Annotated in this window: 18 protein-coding genes; 12 read left to right on the top strand and 6 right to left on the bottom strand. The window is 66.8% G+C overall.

What is annotated here, in order from left to right; all coding sequences use genetic code 11:
* Position 1 precedes the first annotated feature (1 nt).
* The 6 genes from G578_RS0103270 to G578_RS0103245 all read left to right on the top strand — a co-directional run bounded on the left by G578_RS0103270 (position 2) and on the right by G578_RS0103245 (position 8,119).
* Positions 2–1,657: a thiamine pyrophosphate-dependent enzyme gene (locus G578_RS0103270; RefSeq protein ID WP_028793033.1), complete on the top strand. Its 1,656-nt coding sequence runs from the start codon at positions 2–4 to the stop codon at positions 1,655–1,657.
* 30 nt (positions 1,658–1,687) lie between these two features.
* Positions 1,688–2,371 (top strand): SDR family NAD(P)-dependent oxidoreductase, encoded by a 684-nt coding sequence (locus G578_RS0103265; RefSeq protein WP_211228851.1) that lies wholly within the window; start codon positions 1,688–1,690, stop codon positions 2,369–2,371.
* A 430-nt stretch (positions 2,372–2,801) separates the two neighbouring features.
* Entirely contained in the window at positions 2,802–3,008 is a 207-nt protein-coding gene (locus G578_RS0103260; protein ID WP_028793031.1) for a cold-shock protein, read from the top strand.
* Between the two features lie 225 nt (positions 3,009–3,233).
* Positions 3,234–3,803, top strand: a complete 570-nt coding sequence (locus G578_RS0103255; protein WP_028793030.1) for a PadR family transcriptional regulator — start codon at positions 3,234–3,236, stop codon at positions 3,801–3,803.
* 9 nt (positions 3,804–3,812) lie between these two features.
* Positions 3,813–4,907, top strand: a complete 1,095-nt coding sequence (locus G578_RS0103250; RefSeq protein WP_028793029.1) for an efflux RND transporter periplasmic adaptor subunit — start codon at positions 3,813–3,815, stop codon at positions 4,905–4,907.
* Positions 4,904–8,119 (top strand): efflux RND transporter permease subunit, encoded by a 3,216-nt coding sequence (locus G578_RS0103245; RefSeq protein ID WP_028793028.1) that lies wholly within the window; start codon positions 4,904–4,906, stop codon positions 8,117–8,119. Before G578_RS0103250 ends, G578_RS0103245 begins: the two co-directional genes overlap by 4 nt.
* Positions 8,120–8,189: 70 nt before the next feature.
* Here G578_RS0103245 and G578_RS0103240 read toward each other — a convergent pair whose 3' ends face one another.
* The 4 genes from G578_RS0103240 to G578_RS0103225 are packed head-to-tail and all read right to left on the bottom strand — an operon-like array spanning position 8,190 to position 11,778.
* Positions 8,190–8,795, bottom strand: coding sequence for a CDP-alcohol phosphatidyltransferase family protein (locus G578_RS0103240; RefSeq protein WP_028793027.1), 606 nt, complete (start codon positions 8,793–8,795; stop codon positions 8,190–8,192).
* A 1-nt stretch (position 8,796) separates the two neighbouring features.
* Complete coding sequence (locus G578_RS24495) at positions 8,797–9,642, bottom strand: CDP-alcohol phosphatidyltransferase family protein (protein WP_038013403.1); 846 nt, start codon at positions 9,640–9,642, stop codon at positions 8,797–8,799.
* Positions 9,639–10,325 (bottom strand): phosphatidylserine decarboxylase, encoded by a 687-nt coding sequence (locus G578_RS0103230; protein WP_028793026.1) that lies wholly within the window; start codon positions 10,323–10,325, stop codon positions 9,639–9,641. The genes G578_RS24495 and G578_RS0103230 overlap by 4 nt, the downstream gene beginning before the upstream one ends.
* 16 nt (positions 10,326–10,341) lie before the next feature.
* Positions 10,342–11,778 (bottom strand): LysM peptidoglycan-binding domain-containing protein, encoded by a 1,437-nt coding sequence (locus G578_RS0103225; protein WP_156907188.1) that lies wholly within the window; start codon positions 11,776–11,778, stop codon positions 10,342–10,344.
* Between the two features lie 107 nt (positions 11,779–11,885).
* On the opposite strand from G578_RS0103225, the gene G578_RS0103220 reads away from it, so the two are divergent.
* From G578_RS0103220 to G578_RS0103195, 6 genes are all read left to right on the top strand, one after another.
* Positions 11,886–12,476 (top strand): LOG family protein, encoded by a 591-nt coding sequence (locus tag G578_RS0103220; protein ID WP_028793024.1) that lies wholly within the window; start codon positions 11,886–11,888, stop codon positions 12,474–12,476.
* An 88-nt stretch (positions 12,477–12,564) separates the two neighbouring features.
* On the top strand, positions 12,565–13,776 hold the full coding sequence (locus G578_RS0103215) for an NADP-dependent isocitrate dehydrogenase (protein WP_028793023.1): 1,212 nt from the start codon (positions 12,565–12,567) through the stop codon (positions 13,774–13,776).
* A gap of 8 nt (positions 13,777–13,784) precedes the next feature.
* Complete coding sequence (locus G578_RS0103210) at positions 13,785–14,267, top strand: RNase A-like domain-containing protein (RefSeq protein ID WP_028793022.1); 483 nt, start codon at positions 13,785–13,787, stop codon at positions 14,265–14,267.
* A gap of 19 nt (positions 14,268–14,286) precedes the next feature.
* The gene (locus G578_RS0103205; RefSeq protein WP_051243796.1) at positions 14,287–15,048 is read left to right on the top strand and encodes a sulfite exporter TauE/SafE family protein; all 762 of its coding nucleotides are present in this window, start codon (positions 14,287–14,289) and stop codon (positions 15,046–15,048) included.
* A gap of 90 nt (positions 15,049–15,138) precedes the next feature.
* Entirely contained in the window at positions 15,139–15,720 is a 582-nt protein-coding gene (locus G578_RS0103200) for a PAS domain-containing protein (protein WP_156907187.1), read from the top strand.
* A 201-nt stretch (positions 15,721–15,921) separates the two neighbouring features.
* Entirely contained in the window at positions 15,922–16,467 is a 546-nt protein-coding gene (locus tag G578_RS0103195) for a PAS domain-containing protein (RefSeq protein ID WP_028793019.1), read from the top strand.
* Here the strand turns inward: G578_RS0103195 and G578_RS0103190 are convergent.
* Both G578_RS0103190 and G578_RS0103185 read right to left on the bottom strand, forming a co-directional pair.
* Positions 16,451–16,720 carry a hypothetical protein gene (locus G578_RS0103190; RefSeq protein WP_028793018.1) on the bottom strand — a complete coding sequence of 90 codons (270 nt, stop codon included), beginning with the start codon at positions 16,718–16,720 and terminating at the stop codon, positions 16,451–16,453. The genes G578_RS0103195 and G578_RS0103190 overlap by 17 nt on opposite strands.
* Before the next feature lie 64 nt (positions 16,721–16,784).
* Positions 16,785–17,993 carry a pyridoxal phosphate-dependent aminotransferase gene (locus G578_RS0103185; RefSeq protein WP_038013399.1) on the bottom strand — a complete coding sequence of 403 codons (1,209 nt, stop codon included), beginning with the start codon at positions 17,991–17,993 and terminating at the stop codon, positions 16,785–16,787.
* Positions 17,994–18,085: the final 92 nt, after the last annotated feature.

The following is an 18,085-nucleotide window of genomic DNA, read 5'->3' as shown; positions in this document are numbered from 1 at the left end:
CATGACCGCCTCTCCCTCCAAGACCAGCAGCCCGATCTCCGGTGGGGAGGCGATGGTGAACGCGCTGACCGCCCACGGCATCGACACCGTGTTCGGCCTGCCCGGCATCCAGCTCGACCACCTGTTCAACGCCTTCCACGACCATGCCAACGAGATCCGCGTGCTGAACGCCCGCCACGAGCAGGGCACGGCCTACATGGCCTTCGGCTGGGCCCAGTCGACCGGCAAGGTCGGCGCCTATGCCGTGGTGCCGGGCCCGGGCATCCTGAACACCGGCGCGGCGCTCTCGACCGCCTACGGATGCAGCGCCAAGGTGCTGGCGCTGACCGGCCAGATCCTGTCGGGTGCCATGGGCCGCGGCTACGGCATGCTGCACGAGATCCCCGACCAGCTCGGCATTCTGGAACGGCTGACCAAGTTCGCCGCCCGCGCCGATCACCCGAGCGAAGTGCCGGGCGTGGTCGCCGACGCCTTCCGCGCCATGCACACAGGCCGCCCGCGCCCCGCCGCCTTGGAAGTGCCGATGGACGTGCTGGAGCAGCGCGCCATGGTGGCTCCCGTCGCCCCATACGAGATCCGCCATCCGGAGGCCGATTCCGAGCTGATCGAGGCGGCCGCCAAGCTGCTGGGCAAGGCCAAGAACCCGATGATCCTGGTCGGCGGCGGCGCCTATGACGCGGTCGAGGCGGTGCGCGCGCTGTCCGCCGCCCTGGAGGCGCCGGTGGTGTCCTACCAGAACGGCCGCGGCGTGATCGACGAGCGCTCGCCCTATGCCCTGCCCCATCCGGCGGGCGCGGAATACTGGTCGACCTGCGATGTGGTCATCGGCATCGGCTGCCGCATGCAGCCGGAGCGGATGATGTGGGGCACCGACGACGAGTTGAAGGTGATCCATATCGACCTCGACCCGACGGAACTGGTGCGCATCGCCAAGCCGGAGATCGGCATCCTGGCCGACGCGGACACCGCCACGCGGGCGATCCTCGACGCCCTGCCGAAGCACAATTCGGCCCGCAGCTCGCGCGCCGACGAGTTCGCCGCGCTGAAGGCGCGCTACTGGCAGCGGTTCCACGACATCTGCGGCCCGCAGATGGCCTTCCTGGAGGCCCTGCGCCGGGCCCTGCCGGAGGACGGCTACTTCGTCGACGAGTTCACCCAGGTCGGCTATGTCAGCCGCGTCGGCTTCCCGGTCTACGGGCCGCGCATGATGGTCACCCCCGGCTACCAGGGGACGCTGGGCTACGGCTATGCCACCGCGCTGGGCGTCCAGGCGGCCCATCCGGACAAGCCGGTGCTGTCGGTGAACGGCGATGGCGGCTTCATGTTCACCTCCAACGAGATCGCCACGGCCGTCCATCACGGCCTGCCGCTGGTCGCGGTGGTGTTCGCCGACGGCGCCTACGGCAACGTGCTGCGGATGCAGAAGAACCTGCACGACAACCGGGTCATCGCCTCGACCTTCACCAATCCGGACTTCGTCAAACTGGCCGAGGCCTACGGTGCCGACGGCCGCCGGGCGGAGACGCCGGAAGCGCTGGAGGTACAGGTCCGCGAGGCCTTCGCCGCCCGCCGTCCGACCATCATCGAGGTGCCGGTCGGCGAGATGCCGGAACCCTGGGATGTGATTAGACCGACCGCCACGCGCGGCGCTAAGTAGGGCTGACGCTGCCCGATCCGGAGGATGTCGATGTCCGACAAGACCGCTCTCATCATCGGGGCGGGCGCTGGCCTCAGCGCCTCGCTCGCCCGCACGTTCGCGACCAACGGCTACAAGGTCGCGCTCGCCGCCCGCAACGCCGACAAGTTGGCCGATCTCGCCAAGGAGACCGGAGCGAAAGCCTATGCCTGCGACGCCGCCTCGCCGCAGGAAATGGCCGGCCTATTCGCGTCGGTCGACCGCGATCTCGGGGAACCGGAGGTCGCGGTCTACAACCCGTCCGCCCGGGTGCGCGGCCCGGTGCACGAGCTCGATGCGGACAAGGTGCGCGATGCGATGCTGATCACGGGCTACGGCGCCTTCCTCATGGCCCAGGAGGCGGTGAAGCGCATGCTGCCGAACAACCGGGGCACGCTGCTGTTCACCGGCGCCTCCGCCGGGGTGAAGGGTTTCCCCAACTCCTCCAGCTTCGCCATGGGCAAGTTCGCCCTGCGCGGCCTCGCCCAGGCCCTCGCTCGCGAGTTGCACCCGCAGGGCATCCATGTCGGGCATTTCGTCATCGATGGCGGCATCGCCTCCTCCTACGGCGCGAAGGAGGACGACAGCACGCTGAGCCCGGACGCCATCGCCGAGACGTACTGGCAGTTCGTGAACCAGCACCGCAGCGCCTGGGCCTGGGAAGTCGAGCTGCGGCCCTGGGTCGAGAAGTTCTAGACGCCAAGCCCCGGCTCCAACACTGGGGTGGGTCGCGCGGAAGGGGAAGGTCGGCGCAAGTCTTAACGAACCGACCGCTCCGCTCCGACCCCAAGTCGGCCCCGAACGCGAGTTCCGGAGGCGGAAAATATCGCAGTGGTCGACATGAGAGACCCCTTGCAACCCTCGGATATCGCTAACGAAGCGGAAACGAAACGGACAGTGCGGGCCTCCTCGCCTCCGCCTGTCACAGCAGTTTCAAATATTGTTGATCGACAATTTCTCCGTTAACCTTTACGAATCGGCAAAGTCCCGGTGGGACTGGCATCGTCTGAGGAGACGGGGCGAGACGTCGTCCCACGTGCGTGCGGTTGCCTTTGAGGGCCCCTCGAACGTCCTGAGAGGGTGTACTTTCAAGATTGGTGGACGCATCACGTGGAGTGCATATCGAATGGCCACTGGCACGGTGAAGTGGTTCAACACCACTAAAGGTTACGGGTTCATCAAGCCGGACGACGGCGGCGCGGACGTGTTCGTACACATCACTGCCGTTCAACGCTCCGGTCTGCAGGGCCTTGATGAAGGTCAGGCGATCGCCTTTGAGCTGAAGCCACAGCGCAACGGTAAGATGGCGGCAGAAGACCTCAGCCCGCTCTGAGACGCATACTCGCGCGACAAGAATTCGGACGGCGGCGCAGCCTCTGCGCCGCCGTTTCTGTGTCCGCACACCGCCGCTCGCCGCCCGACATCGTCCCTGCCCGGTCGCACCCCGACCGGGAAGCGCGGCGTACACTTTCTGCTCGTACCTGTTGATTTTAATATATCGAGACGGCATATATCGAGACGATATGTATCCGGCCGATAACAGCAGGTATTCGCGCCCATGGATGTCCGCACCCTCTGCCTCGCCGTCCTGACCAAGGGCGAAGCGACCGGCTACGAGATCAAGAAGATGTTCGAGGAAGGCCCGTTCGCGCATTTCCAGAGCGCGAGTTTCGGGTCGATCTATCCAGCCCTCTCCCGGCTGCTGTCCGAGGGCCTCGTGGAGGCGCGCGCGCAGGAACAGGACGGCCGCCCGGACAAGAAGGTCTACTCGATCACGCCGGCCGGCGATGCGGTGGTCGATGCCGCCCTGACGGTGACGCCGGAGGACGACATCTTCCGCTCCGACTTCCTGTTCCTGCTGTTCTTCGCCACCCGGCTGTCCGAAGCCCGCGTGATCGAGCTGATCGACGAACGGGTCGCGACGTACCGTGCCAAGCAGGAACACATCGCCGAGCAGATCGCCGCGCGGACCGACAGCGACTGTTGCGGCGATCCCGGACGGGAAACCGTTGCCGGCTTCGGCGTGGCCCTGTACCGGGCCGCCGCCGACTATCTCGAGAGCAACAGAGAAACCCTGATCGAGGAACTGCGCGCCTATCGCGCGCGGCGCCCCGAGGCAGCTGAGTAGGACCCCGGCATGCGCATCAAAGGATCCATCGTTCTGGCCGGAATCCTGGCCGTCGGTGCCGTCGCCTGGATCGTCTCCGGCCAGATGGGCGACAACAAACCGGCAACCGCCTCGCAGGAGGCCCCGAAGATCACGGCGCCACCGGCCGATGCCGTCACCCGCGTACGGGTCCGCGACATCGCGGCGTCTCCGTTCGTCGCCTCCGTCGTCACCTCCGGCCATACCGAGGCGGTGCGGATCGTGACCCTGAAGGCCGAGACCGCCGGCCGCGTGATCGCCACCCCCACGCCCAAGGGTGCGACGGTCGACGCCGGCGCGGAGATCGTCCGCATCGACGAGGCCGATCGGCCCGCCCGGCTGGAAGAGGCGAAGGCACGCATCGCCCAGCGCCAGATGGAGCACAACGCCGCCTCCAAGCTCGCGGCCAAGGGCTTTCAGGCCGAAACCACCCTGGCCGGCGCCAAAGCCGAGCTCGAGGCGGCGAAGTCCGAACGCCGGACCATCGAGGTCGATCTGGAGCGCACCCGCATCCAGGCGCCGGTGGACGGCATTCTGGACGACCGCATGGTCGAGGTCGGCGACTACGTGGCCATCGGCGACGAGGTCGCCACCGTCGTCGAGCTGGACCCGCTGCTGATCACCGCACAGATCGCCGAGCGCCAGGCCCCGCAGATCGAGGTCGGGATGCCCGCCCATGCGCGGCTGTCGACCGGTGACGAGCGGATCGGCGTGGTCAGCTACGTCTCCGCCGTCGCCGACGAGTCGACCCGTACCTTCCGGCTGGAGATCGAGGTCGACAACGAGGCGAACCAGTTCGGCCAGGGTCTGTCCGCCGAGATCCAGATCGATCTGCCCGCCACGAACGGCCACCGGGTCACCCCATCGATCTTCCGCCTGGACGAGCTCGGCCGGGTCGGGGTGATGACCGTGGACAGCGAGAACCGGGCCCGCTTCACCCCGGTCACGATCATCGGCATCGACGACCAGGGCACCTGGGTCAGCGGCCTGCCGGAGACGGTCCGGGTCATCGTCGTCGGTCAGGATCTGGTCGAGGACGGCGAGGTGATCGAGCCGGTGCCGGCCGGCGACGGGGCCAGCTCGTGAAGGCCCTGATCTCCGCCGCGCTTTCGCGCAGCCGCACGACCCTGTCGGCGCTGCTGCTGATCCTGATCGCCGGCACGGTGTCCTATATCGAGATCCCGAAGGAAGCGGATCCGGACATCAACATCCCGATCATCTACGTCTCCATGACCTACGAGGGCATCTCGCCGGAGGATGCCGAGCGTCTGCTGCTGCGCCCGATGGAGCAGGAACTGCGCGCCATCGAGGGCATCAAGGAGATGCGCTCCACCGCCTATGAGGGCGGCGCCAACGTCACCCTGGAATTCGACGCCGGCTTCGACGCCGACCAGGCGCTGGACGACGTGCGCGAGAAGGTCGACATCGCCAAGCCGGACCTGCCGGAGGATGCCGACGAGCCGACGGTGAACGAGGTCAACTTCTCCCTGTTCCCCGTGCTCGTGGTCACCCTGTCGGGCAATGTGGAGGAACGGGTCCTGCTGCGCACGGCGCAGGAGCTGCGCGACGCGGTCGAGAGCATCCCCTCGGTGCTGGAGGCCAACCTGGCCGGCGAGCGCGAGGAGCTGGTCGAGGTGGTGATCGATCCGGTCCGCCTGGAGACCTACGGCCTGCAGGCGGCGGACGTGCTGGACATGGTGGCGCGCTCCAACAACCTGATCGCCGCCGGCTCGCTGGATACCGGCACCGGGCGGTTCCCGATCAAGGTCCCCGGCCTGTACGAGGACGTGCTCGACATCCTGGACCAGCCGCTGAAAAGCAACGGCGACGCCGTGGTGCGGATCCGCGACATCGGCACGGTCCAGCGCAGCTTCAAGGACCGCGAGACCTACGCCCGGCTCAACGGCCAGCCGGCCATCGCCCTGGAGGTCTCCAAGCGAGCCGGCGAGAACGTGATCGAGACGATCGAGTACGTCCGCGCCGTGGTCAACGAGGCCAAGTCCCAGCTGCCCGACGGCATCACGGTCACCTTCAGTCAGGACAAGTCGGACAACATCCGCCTGATGCTGAGCGACCTGCAGAACAACGTGATGAGCGCCATTCTGCTGGTGATGATCGTCATCGTCGGCGCCATGGGCATCCGCACCGCCGGTCTGGTCGGCATGGCGATCCCGGGCTCGTTCCTGCTGGGCATCCTGGTGCTGTCGTCGCTCGGCCTGACAATCAACATTGTCGTGCTGTTCAGCCTGATCCTGGCCGTCGGCATGATGGTCGACGGCGCCATCGTCGTGACCGAGTTCGCCGACCGCAAGATGGCCGAGGGCGTCGGCAAGCGGGACGCCTACCGCCAGGCCGGCCAGCGCATGGCCTGGCCGATCATCGCCTCCACCGCGACGACCCTGGCGGCGTTCTTCCCGCTGCTGTTCTGGCCCGGCGTGGTCGGCGAGTTCATGAAGTTCCTGCCGATCACCCTGCTGGCGACCCTGTCCGCCTCGCTGCTGATGGCGCTGATCTTCGTGCCGGCGCTGGGTGCGCAGATCGGCAAGGCCAGCGCGTCGAACGAGTCCGACCGCCGCCAGCTCGCCGCCGCCGAGACCGGCGACCTGAACGACCTCAAGGGGTTCACCGGCCTGTATCTGCGGGTGCTGAACGGCGCCCTGCGGATGCCCGGCGCCGTGCTCCTGCTGTCGATCGCCACCCTGATCGGCGTCCAGTACTATTACGCGACCCACGGCAACGGCATCGAGTTCTTTCCCGAGGTCGAGCCGGACCTCGCCCAGGTCTATGTCCACGCCCGGGGCAACCTGTCGGTGGAAGAGAAGCTCGACCTGGTTCTGCCGGTCGAGCGGGTGGTCATGGATGTCGGCGGCTTCAAGTCGCTCTATACCTATGTCGGCTCGGCCAAGCAGGGCGGCGGCGAGGAAGTGGCCGACGACGTGATCGGCAGCATCCAGATGGAGTTCGCCGACTGGCAGCAGCGTCCGCCGGCAAGCCAGATCCTGGCCGAGATCTCCGAACGCACCAAGGACATGGCCGGAATCATCGTCGAGCCGCGCGAGGAGGAAAGCGGCCCACCGACCGGCAAGCCGGTCCAGCTCCAGCTCCGCTCCCGCGACCGCGAGGCGCTGAACGAGGCGGCCGACACTACCCTGGCCAAGTTCCGCTCCATGGACGGGCTGAAGGACCTGGAGGACACCCGCGACGTCCCCGGCATCGAATGGGAGATCACGGTCGACCGGACCAAGGCGGCGCGCTACGCCGCCGACGTCTCCCTCGCCGGGCAGTACGTGCAGCTCGTCACAAAGGGCCTGAAGATCACCGACTACCGGCCGAACGACAGCGACGAGGAGATCGACATCGTCGTGCGCTATCCGGAGGCCTACCGCACACTGCAGCAGATCGACCGGATCCGCATCGAGACCGCCAAGGGGCTGGTGCCCATCACCAACTTCATGGAGCGCACGGCCGAGCCGAAGGTCGGCAAGATCCGCCGCGTCGACACCCGCGAGGCGATCACGGTGAGGGCCGATGTGCGCGACGGCATCCTGCCCAACAACAAGGTCATGGAACTGCGCGAGTGGCTCGACGGCGCTCCGCTGCCGGCCAACGTGGAGGCAACCTTCAAGGGCGAGGACGAGGAGCAGCAGGCCGCCCAGGCCTTCCTGGTGAAGGCGTTCGGGGTCGCCCTGTTCATCATGGCGATCATCCTGGTGACCCAGTTCAACAGCTTCTATTCGGCCTTCCTGATCCTGTCGGCGGTGATCATGTCGACCATCGGCGTGATCCTCGGGCTGATGATCACCGGCTCGCCGTTCGGCATCGTCATGACCGGCATCGGCGTCATCGCCCTGGCCGGCATCGTGGTGAACAACAACATCGTGCTGATCGACACCTTCGACACGATCCGCCCGAACTGCGTGGACACCCGCGACGCGATCCTGCGCACCGGCGCCCAGCGCCTGCGGCCGGTCATGCTGACCACGATCACCACGATCCTGGGCCTGATCCCGATGGTGATGCAGGTGAACATCGACTTCATCTCCCGCGCTGTGACGGTCGGCGCGCCGTCCACCCAGTGGTGGGTGGCGCTGGCCACCGCGATCGTCTACGGCCTCGCCTTCGCCACGGTGCTGACCCTCGTTGTCACCCCTTGCGCGCTGATGTTCCGCGACACCGCCGCGGCCGGCTGGCGTGGTTTCAAGGACCGGGTCGGCGGCCTGTTCAACCGCGGGCGCGGCTCCAAGTCGGAAGATGCCGGCGGCGGCAGCGGCGGCCCGGAACCCCAGGCGGCCGAGTAGCCGTCATCCCCCATCCCCGTCATCCCGGACGCGGCCGGACCTGATCCGGTCGCGTCCGGGATGACGAACATTAGCTATCGAAGGATTGGACGGCCTGACCGATACGACTGGCGGTGGTGAGCCAGCACATCGCGCCGAATATGCCGGCGATCCAGGGGAACCACGCGGGGAACAGGCAGATCGCCACGAAACACGCGATGGTCTCCGCCCCTTCCGTCAGGCCGCCGAGATAGAAGATCGACTTGCGCCCCCGCGCCTCGGTGGTCGACCTGCGCTTGGCGGCGATGATCGCGTAGGCGAGGAAGGACGCGCCGGTGCCGATGAAGCTGAAGATGAGGAAGGCGGCGAACACCGCCTCCTCCGGCCGTCCCAGAGCGACGCCGAAGACCACGGCGCTGTAGAAGATGAAATCCAGCACGATATCCAGGTAGCCGCCGAGATCGCTCGGTCCGGTCGCCCGGGCCACCGCCCCGTCCAGGCCGTCGGCGAGGCGGTTGGCGAGGATCAGCGCCAGGGCGATGTCGTAGCGCTGGAAGGCCAGCGCCGGAACGGCTGCGAGGCCGATCGCGAAGCCGGCGACGGTCACCGCATTGGCGGAGACCCCCGCCCCGGCGAGCCGCCGGCCGGCCGCGTTCAGCGGTGGATCGATGACCCGGCGCAGCGCCGCGTCGAACACGTCACTTCGCCGCCTTGGAGCGATCGGCGTCCGTCCCCGCCGAGGGCTCGGCGTCGCCCGGATTCTGGTGCGGCTGCTCGGACATCTCCTCGGCCGCCCGCAGCAGCTTGCGGTAGGTGTTCACCGACAGGGGGATGGTCGCGAGATAGACGATGAGCACGATGCCCAGCGAGAACCACGGCGCGCTGATCACCGCGGCGATCACCAGGCCGGCGCCGATGAGGGTCGGCAGCACCCAGCGCTGCGGCACCTTCATCTGCTTGAAGGAATAGGTCGGGATCTGGCTGACCATCAGCAGACCGATGGCGGTGATCCAGATCGCCACGAAGACCGGCGCGTCCTTCAGGCCGAGCTCGAACTGAAAGTCCAGGATCATCGGCAGCAGGGCGAGGCCCGCCCCGGCCGGCGCCGGAACGCCGGTGAAATAGTTATAGGCGAAAGCCGGCTTGTCGTCGTCCAGGCGCACATTGAACCGGGCAAGGCGCAGCACGCAGCAAGTGGCGTAGAACAGCACCGCCATCCAGCCGAAATTCTGCAGCTCGACCATCGACCACAGGAACACCACGAGGCCCGGCACCACGCCGAAGCAGAGGAAATCCGACAGGGAATCCAGCTCGGCGCCGAACTTGGACTGGGCGCGGAGCAGACGGGCCATGCGGCCGTCCAGCGCATCGAACACCGCCGCCAGCAGAATCATACCGACCGCGAACTCCCACCGCTCGGCCAAGGCGAAGCGCAGGCCCGACAGGCCGAAGCACAGGGCCATCACGGTGATGATGTTCGGCAGCAGCTTGTTGAAGGACAGGCCGCTGAAACGTTGACCTCTGCGCCGGCGCAGTCGGGTCATCGCACCGCCCCTTCCCGCGCCTTCTCGCCGCTGTCCAGGTCGGCGATCACCGTCTCGCCGGCAACACAGCGCTGGCCGAGCGCCACCAGCGGCGACACGTCCGGCGGCAGGTAGACGTCGACCCGGCTGCCGAAGCGGATCATGCCCATGCGCTCGCCCGCCAGCAGGGTCTGGCCCTCGCTGATCTTGCAGACGATGCGGCGGGCCACCAGCCCGGCGATCTGCACGAAGGCGGTGGGCCGGCCGTCCCGGGTTTCCATCGCCACGAGCTGGCGCTCGTTCTGCTCGCTCGCCTTGTCCAGCGAGGCATTCACGAAGGCACCGGGGACATAGGCGAGCTTGGTGATCCGGCCATCGACCGGGATGCGGTTCACGTGAACGTCGAAGACATTCATGAAGATGCAGACCCGCTGCACCTCGCCCTCGCCCATGGCCAGTTCCTTCGGCCAGGGGGCGGGGCCGACCGAGACGACGACCCCGTCGGCCGGGCTGATCACCAGCCCGTCGCGCACCGGCGTCACCCGGTTCGGGTCGCGGAAGAAGTACACGCACCACGCCGTCAGGATCAGGCCGGGGACCAGAAGCCAGTCGGCGATCAGCGCCAGGACGATCGTCGCCACGGCGAAAATCACGATGAACGGTCGCCCTTCCCGGGCGATCGGTACGAGGATTGAGTTCAGCACGGCTGTTTTCCGTCGATCAGTTCACCGTCGGCAGGCCAAAGACCTGCCCGGGAAAGATCAGATCCGGATCCTGGATCTGATCGCGATTGGCGTCATGGATCTGCACATAGCGCAGGCCCTCGCCGTACACACGGGTCGCAATGACCCAGAGATTGTTACCCGGCTGGATAACCACAAGCCTGTCGTTGGGCAAACCTTTCAGCGGGGCGGCCCGAACGAAGGGGAACGCGACCCGCGCCTGCACCTTGCCGCCGGGCTCGACCTTGTCGACCCGCAGGTTGTAGTTGCCCGGCGCCACCGGCTCCTTCGGCGTGAGCTGCCAGCGCCCATCGTCGTCGGCCTTGGCGCTGCCGGCGGACTTGTTGTCGATATAGACTTCCACATCGGCATTCGGCTCGGTCCGTCCGCCGAACACCACCTCGCCCTTGTCGTCGTACTCGATCACGTCGACCGACACGTCGCCGGCCTGGGCCACCTCGGCGGCCTCCGGCTGGTCGGCCGAAGACGGAGCCTTGGCCGGTTCCGGGAAGGCCTTGACCGTCGCCGACGGCGCCTGCGTGCCGCCGCTCTGTACGGTCGCCGCTGGCGGAGTCGCGGTCTCGGCCGCGGTCGGTGCGGTGTCGGTCTGAGCAGTCTCGGTCTGAACAGTCTCCGTCGCCGCCGTGTTGGTCCGGCTCGTCTCGGTCGCGGCCGTACGGGTTTCGGCCGGCTTGGTCTGATCCGGCGTCGTATCGGCGGTGCCGGACCCGGTCGACTTGGTGTCCGCCACGGCCGGCGGCGTCGTCTCCGGCGTCACCGGGCCCGCCGTCGGCGCCTGCAGCACCCGGGCGGCGCCGCCCTTGGCCTCGTCGCGCGGCATGACCATCGCCAGCGGCTGGCTCGGCTCGGTCGACGGCCGTCCCGCGATATCCTTGCCGCTCTCCGGCACCACCAGCACCACGGCCTCCTCGGACTCGGAATCCTGGGGCTCGCCGGACTGGCGCAGCGTCAGGGCGAACTGTCCCGGGCCGAGCTGGTGGTCGGGCAGGAAGACCCACTCTCCCCGCTCGTCGCTGGTGACCTTGCCGATCTCGCGGTCGCCGTCGAGGATGGTGACCTCGGCATTCGGCTTGGCCCGGCCGGCGATGACCGTGTTGCCGTCGGGGTCCACCCGCACGATGTCGAAGCTGGGCTTGCGCTTGGCCATGGCGGCCGCGGTCTCATCGGAGCGGTCGGCGCTGGCCGGCGGCTGCTTCGTCGCATCGCGCTTGGGCAGGACCGACCCGTAGTCGGCGGAACCGGTCGACGGCGCGGTCGAACTGCGCTGCTGGTTGCCCGTGGAGGGGGTTGCCGGCGCGCTGACGTTCGTCGCGGGCTCCTCCTCGTCGCCGGGAACCAGCCAAAAATTCAGGCCCAACGCCGTCAGGATCGCGACACCGCCCAGAACGCCCACTATTGCCGGCTTGGAAACCATTAGGCTGCAGCCCTTTTCGTTTCGCTCACATTAAACCTACCAGACGCGTCGTACAATCGCGGTACAGGAGATTGACCTTCCCGGCCGGCGGTGCGAAAGACGGCCCCATGAGCAAGTCATATCCCCAATCCATTTGCGTCTTCTGCGGATCATCTTCCAGGGTTGACGAGGTTTACAAGGCCGCCGCCACCGAAATCGGCGACCTCATCGGCGCCCGCGGCGACATGCTGATCTACGGCGGCGGACGGGTCGGCCTGATGGGTCTTGCCGCGGACGCCACCCTGGCGGCGGGCGGCAAGGTCGTCGGCGTGATCCCGAGCTTCCTGCAGCACCTGGAGATCGGCCACGCCGGTCTCAACGAGCTGGTCGTCACCGACAGCATGCACGAGCGCAAGCGCATCATGTACGAACGCGCCGACGCCTTCGTGATTCTGCCGGGCGGGCTCGGCACCCTGGACGAGACCATGGAGGTCCTGACCTGGTCCCAGCTCAAGCTTTCCGACAAGCCGGTGATCATCGTCGACGTCAACGGCTTCTGGCAGCCGCTGCTCGCCCTGATCGAGCACACGATCGGCGCCGGGTTCACCCGCGAGGAGAACCGCGGGCTCTATAAAGTCGTTGACAGTCCCGCGGGCGTCTTCGACGTCATCGGGAACTGGCATGCTCCGGAGGGCGACCTGAAGGCCAAGTGGCTGTAAAGGTGGCCTTGAACCGCGGCAAGCCGGTGATATTGTGCGGCCGACCTCACCGAAGTACCGACCCGTCAAACATGTGCAGGAGCGCCCAATGGCGAAGATCAAAGTAGCCAAGCCGATCGTCGAACTCGACGGCGATGAGATGACCCGGATCATCTGGCAGATGATCAAGGACAAGCTGATCTTCCCCTATCTCGACATCGACCTGAAGTACTACGACCTCGGCGTCGAAGCCCGTGACAAGACGGACGACCAGATCACCGTCGACTCCGCCAACGCCATCAAGGAATACGGCGTCGGCGTGAAGTGCGCGACCATCACCCCGGATGAGGGACGGGTCGAGGAGTTCGGCCTGAAGCAGATGTGGCGGTCGCCGAACGGTACGATCCGCAACATCCTGGGCGGTACCGTGTTCCGCCAGCCGATCATCTGCAAGAACGTCCCGCGCCTGGTGCCGGGCTGGACCCAGCCGATCGTCATCGGCCGTCACGCCTTCGGCGACCAGTACCGCGCCACCGACTTCCTGGTCGACGGCCCCGGCAAGCTGACCATCACCTTCCAGCCGGAGAACGGCGAGCCGATCACCCGCGAGGTCTACGACTTCCCGGGCAGCGGTGTGGCCATGGCCATGTACAACCTGGACGAGTCGATCCGCGGCTTCGCCCGGGCCTGCTTCAACTACGGCCTCGACCTCGGCTGGCCGGTCTACCTGTCGACCAAGAACACGATCCTCAAGGCCTATGACGGCCGCTTCAAGGACCTGTTCGAGGAGGTCTTCAACGCCGAGTTCAAGTCCAAGTTCGAGGCCAAGGGCATCGTCTACGAGCACCGTCTGATCGACGACATGGTCGCCTCGGCGCTGAAGTGGTCGGGCAACTTCGTGTGGGCCTGCAAGAACTACGACGGCGATGTGCAGTCCGACACCGTGGCCCAGGGCTTCGGTTCGCTCGGCCTGATGACCTCGGTGCTGATGACACCGGACGGCAAGACCGTCGAGGCCGAGGCCGCCCACGGCACGGTGACCCGTCACTACCGCCAGCACCAGCAGGGCAAGGAGACCTCGACCAACCCGATCGCGTCGATCTTCGCCTGGACCCGGGGCCTGTCCTTCCGCGCCAAGTTCGACGACACGCCGGAAGTGGCCGAGTTCGCCCAGAAGCTGGAGAAGGTCTGCATCGACACCGTGGAAAGCGGCGCGATGACCAAGGATCTGGCCCTGCTGATCAGCCCCGATCAGCCGTGGTTGACCACGCAGCAGTTCCTCGCCAAGCTGGACGAGAATTTGCAGAAGGCCATGAGCTGAGGACACAGATGTCGCCACGTTCACTGGTTGCTGCCGCCGCGGTCTTCGCGGCGGCACTCGTTTCTCTGAGCGCGGCGGCTACCGCGGAATGCGTACCCGGTGAATTCAAGGACGGGTGGCTCCTCGAGCAGGAAACCAAGGGGGGCCACACCGTCGACCGCCACGTCGCCAAGAGCGATGCCTGGCTGATCGACCGGCTCAACCGCGAACCGAAGATTTCCGCCGCCAGTTCCTTTCCAGACCGCGTCACCGCCCGCCAGGTGATCGGCCTCGCCCTGTCGCCGGACAAGACCGACCTCGACGACTGGGCGACCAAGGCCAAGGGCGGCGACGTCGCCGAGATCCGCATGGCCTTCGAGCAGCCGATCGGCCGGCTCGTGCAGCGGGGAACGGCGGCGGCGGTTCCGGCGCACGGTCTGCGGCTGTTCGTGATGGCCGACGGTACCGGGCGGTGCCACCTCCTCACAGCCTACCCGACCACGCACCAGTGATACCCGGCGGTTTCCGCCGGTGATCGAGCCGATGACCGGGCTGGCGCCGCTGCTGATCGCCGCCGTCGCCGGGGGCGCCCTGCTGGGCGGCCTCGCCAGCGGGCTCGCCGGCTTCGCCTTCGCCGCCACGACGCTCGGCATCTACACCCATATCGTCCCGGCGCCGCTGATCTCGCCCCTGATCGTCGCCTGCTCCCTGGCCGTACAGCTTCAGATCATGCCCATGCTCTGGCGCCGCCTGGACTGGCGCGCCGCCGTCCCCTTCGTCATCGGCGGGGTGATCGGCGTGCCGCTGGGCGTGTGGCTGCTGAGCCGGATGTCGCCGGATACCTTCCGCCTGTTCGCCGGCGTGGTGCTGATCGTCTACGCCACCAGCGCCCTGGCCAGCCGGCGGATGCCCTCCGTCAGGGTTGAGAACCGGGCGGTCGACGGTCTGATCGGCTGGGCCGGCGGCGTGCTCGGCGGGTTCGCCGGGCTTTCCGGCGTGGTGCCGACGATCTGGTGTTCCCTGCGGCGCTGGCCGAAGGACCGCCAGCGCAGCGTGTTCCAGCTCTTCAACACGGCCATGCATATCGCCACCCTGACCGGCTATGCGGCGGCGGGGCGGCTGACGCTCGAGGTCGGGCAACTCTTTCTCGTGGCCCTGCCCGCGGCCTGGCTCGGCGGCTGGCTCGGCTTCCGGGTCTATCGCCGCATCGACGACCAGGCATTCGCCCGTATCCTGTTGATTCTGCTCGGATTTTCGGGTATCACCATGGTCGTGCCGCATCTCGTTCGATGACCGCGACAATGGCGTCGGGAAATGTTAATTGCTGCACTGCAATATTAAAGAGTGAGCGCCGTATTGTCGGCTGCCGAGTGATAAAATTCATTGAACCGGATTTCAGCGATGACGCTCCCGACTTCGTCGAGCGAACGGATTGGCCGCCTGTTCCGTTACTGGACCGCGCTTCGCAGCAGTGGCGGCGTGCCCGGGATCGCGGCGTTCGACCCGCTCCAGGTGGCGGATCTGATGCCCAATCTCTGGATGGCCGGCTGGAAGGAAGACGTCGGCGACTTCGTCTACCGGGTCGCCGGAGACGCCATCCTGACAACCAACGGTCGGCCGATGCATCGACGCAGCCTGCACGAGATCTATCCCGAATGCCTCGCCGCCAACCTGCGCGACCGGTTCACGCGAATCTGCGCCGAGCCCTGCGCCTATCACTCCACCGGAACCGTCTATATCCGCATCGGCCGGTATGGTGTGGGGGAACGGCTGATCCTCCCGTTCCTGGACCGTGATGGCAGCGGCCCCGTCGTCCTCGGCTGCACCGACTACCGGGTGATTTCGAGTGCGGACCGGAGCGGCACCGTCCCCGGGGAAGACGATGTGGAAATCCGGCGATTTCTCACGCTGGACGGAGACCCGATAGCCAGCGAAGTGGCGAAGGTCACCTCCGGTTCCTTCTGAAACCTTCCTGATATTATACGTTAATTCAATTATTTAAGAGTATTTCTTAAGAGAGCAATTCATATGTTTGACAGTTTAAGACTCTTTTAAGCACATTTTATCGACATATAATGAAAGTTTTTAATTTGTTGGGATCCGAGATCGGCAGCACCCTTGGTTCCGTGATCCGAGGCAAACCGCCCAGTGGATGAGGGAAGCGCGATGTCGTTCCCGTTGTGCCGAGACCGCCGTATCGCTCAGTTCTTCGATTATTGGACCGGCCTGAGGGTCTCCGGCGGTATTCCCGACAATGCTGCGTTCGATCCGACCGAGATCGGCCCCCTGCTGCCCAGCATCTGGAAGCTGCACTGGGAGGACGAGACCCGCGATTTCGTCTACCGGCTGGCCGGTGAGGAGATCCTGGCGATGTTCACCACGCCGACGCGCCACAGGACCCTCGGCGAGGTGCACGATCGCGCGCTGTCGGAGACCTTGCGGAACCGCTACCAGGCGGTCTGCCGAACGCCCGTGGCGTTCTATTCGCGGGGACGGATCTACCGCCATCTCGACCGGTACGGCACCGGAGAACGGCTGGTCCTGCCGTTGATGGACGCCAAGGGTCGACCGCGGATCGTCATCGGCTGCACGGTCTATGCGGCCTCGCGCTGGCCCAACCCGTCCGCCCGCCCGCCCGCGCCGGAGGCGGATCTGGACGTGTTCACCTCGCTGGACGGCGCGCCGCTGGAGCGGATCAGAGAAGCAGGTTGAGATAGCTGCCCGGCGGTGCGTCCGGGTCGATGTTGTCGTTGGCGATCAGCACCATCAGCCGCTGGATCTGACGCTCGATCTCCGCCTCGGTCGTCGCCGTCTTCAGACGATACGCCCGGGTCGGGGCGGCACGTTCGGCCGGTATCGGGGCAGCCGGGGCCGGCGGGGTGTTGACCCTCGCGGGGCCGAGCGCCCGGCCGCCCGTGCGGGCCGGGATGCGGGAGTCGTCGGGACCTGTCGGACGCATCGCCATGGAAATCCCTCCGCATCAGCCTCGGATCAGCCTTGGAGCAGGATAGCCGAGTTTCCGGCCGCCGTCAGTCCCCGCGGCCCTGATCGGCGCCCTTGCCCAGGATCGGCTCGAGTCGGTCCAGCCCCTTCTTCAAGGTCTCGGGGCTGGCGGCGAAGCACAGGCGCAGATACCCCTCGCCCGCCGGCCCGAAGGCGCTGCCCGGGGCCAGACCGACATTGGCCTCGTCGATGATCCGCTTGGCCATCTCCAGACTGTCGCTCATGCCCTCGACGGCGAAGAAGGCGTAGAACGCCGCCTTCGGCCGGGCGGCTCGCACCATCGGCCAGGCTTCCAGCCGGTCGAACACGATGTCGCGGCCGGCCTGGCACTGGGCCCGCAGGTCCCGGATGACCTGGTCGCCCTCGCGCAGGGCGGCGATCGCGCCGCGCTGCAGGAACTGCGGCACGCCCGACGTGGTGATCTGCACCAGCTTGGCGATCACCGGCGCCAGCTCCGCCGGATGGGTCAGCCAGCCAAGGCGCCATCCGGTCATCATCCAGGACTTGGAGAACGAGTTCACCACGATCAGCCGGTCGTCCGGGCGCGCCACCTGCAGAAAGGACGGGGCCACGTCGCGGTCGAAGACGAGCTGGTGATAGACCTCGTCGGCCACCACCCAGACCCCCTTCTCCCGGGCGAACTCCATCACCGCCTTCTGCTGATCCTGTTCCATCAACCAGCCGGTCGGGTTGCCCGGGGAATTGATGAAGATCGCCTTGGTCTTGTCGGTGACGGCGGCGAACAGGGCCTCCAGATCCAGCTCCCAGCCATCCTCCTCCAGGGTGATCGACACGTCCCGCACCGTGCCGCCATGCACGGTGACCGTGGAATAGATGTTGGGCCAGACCGGCCCGACGACCACGACCTCGTCGCCCTGCTCGATCAGCATGTCCATGACCAGATACAGGCCCGACATGCCGGCGGTGACAAGGCTGACCTGGCTGTCGCCGACGCCCACGCCGAAGGTGCGCGCGGTGTAGGCCACCAGTTCGTCGCGCAGCTCCTTGATGCCGCGCTGGTCGGTATAGAAGGTCTCGCCGCGCAGGAGCGCGTCGGAGGCCGCCTTTGCAATGAAATCCGGGGTCGACCGGTCGCCCTCGCCGAACCAGAACGGCACAAGGTCCTTCTTGCCCCAGCCATGCACGGACACCCGCACGATGTCGGTCTCGGCGAGTTCGGCGACATCGTGGCGCAGGTCGGCCAGAAGCGGACGGGACGTGGTTTCGGCGGTCATTCCGGGCTCCCTGATTGAACGCGCCCCCGATACCCCATCGAACCGACAGGCGATAGGGCTTTTTCCGGCGCGCGGGTTGGGCTAATCGAAGC

Source organism: Thalassobaculum salexigens DSM 19539 (assembly GCF_000423805.1).
Lineage (GTDB): Bacteria > Pseudomonadota > Alphaproteobacteria > Thalassobaculales > Thalassobaculaceae > Thalassobaculum > Thalassobaculum litoreum.
The sequence above is the reverse complement of the archived record's forward strand: the minus strand, read 5'-3'. Positions and strand labels throughout refer to the sequence as shown.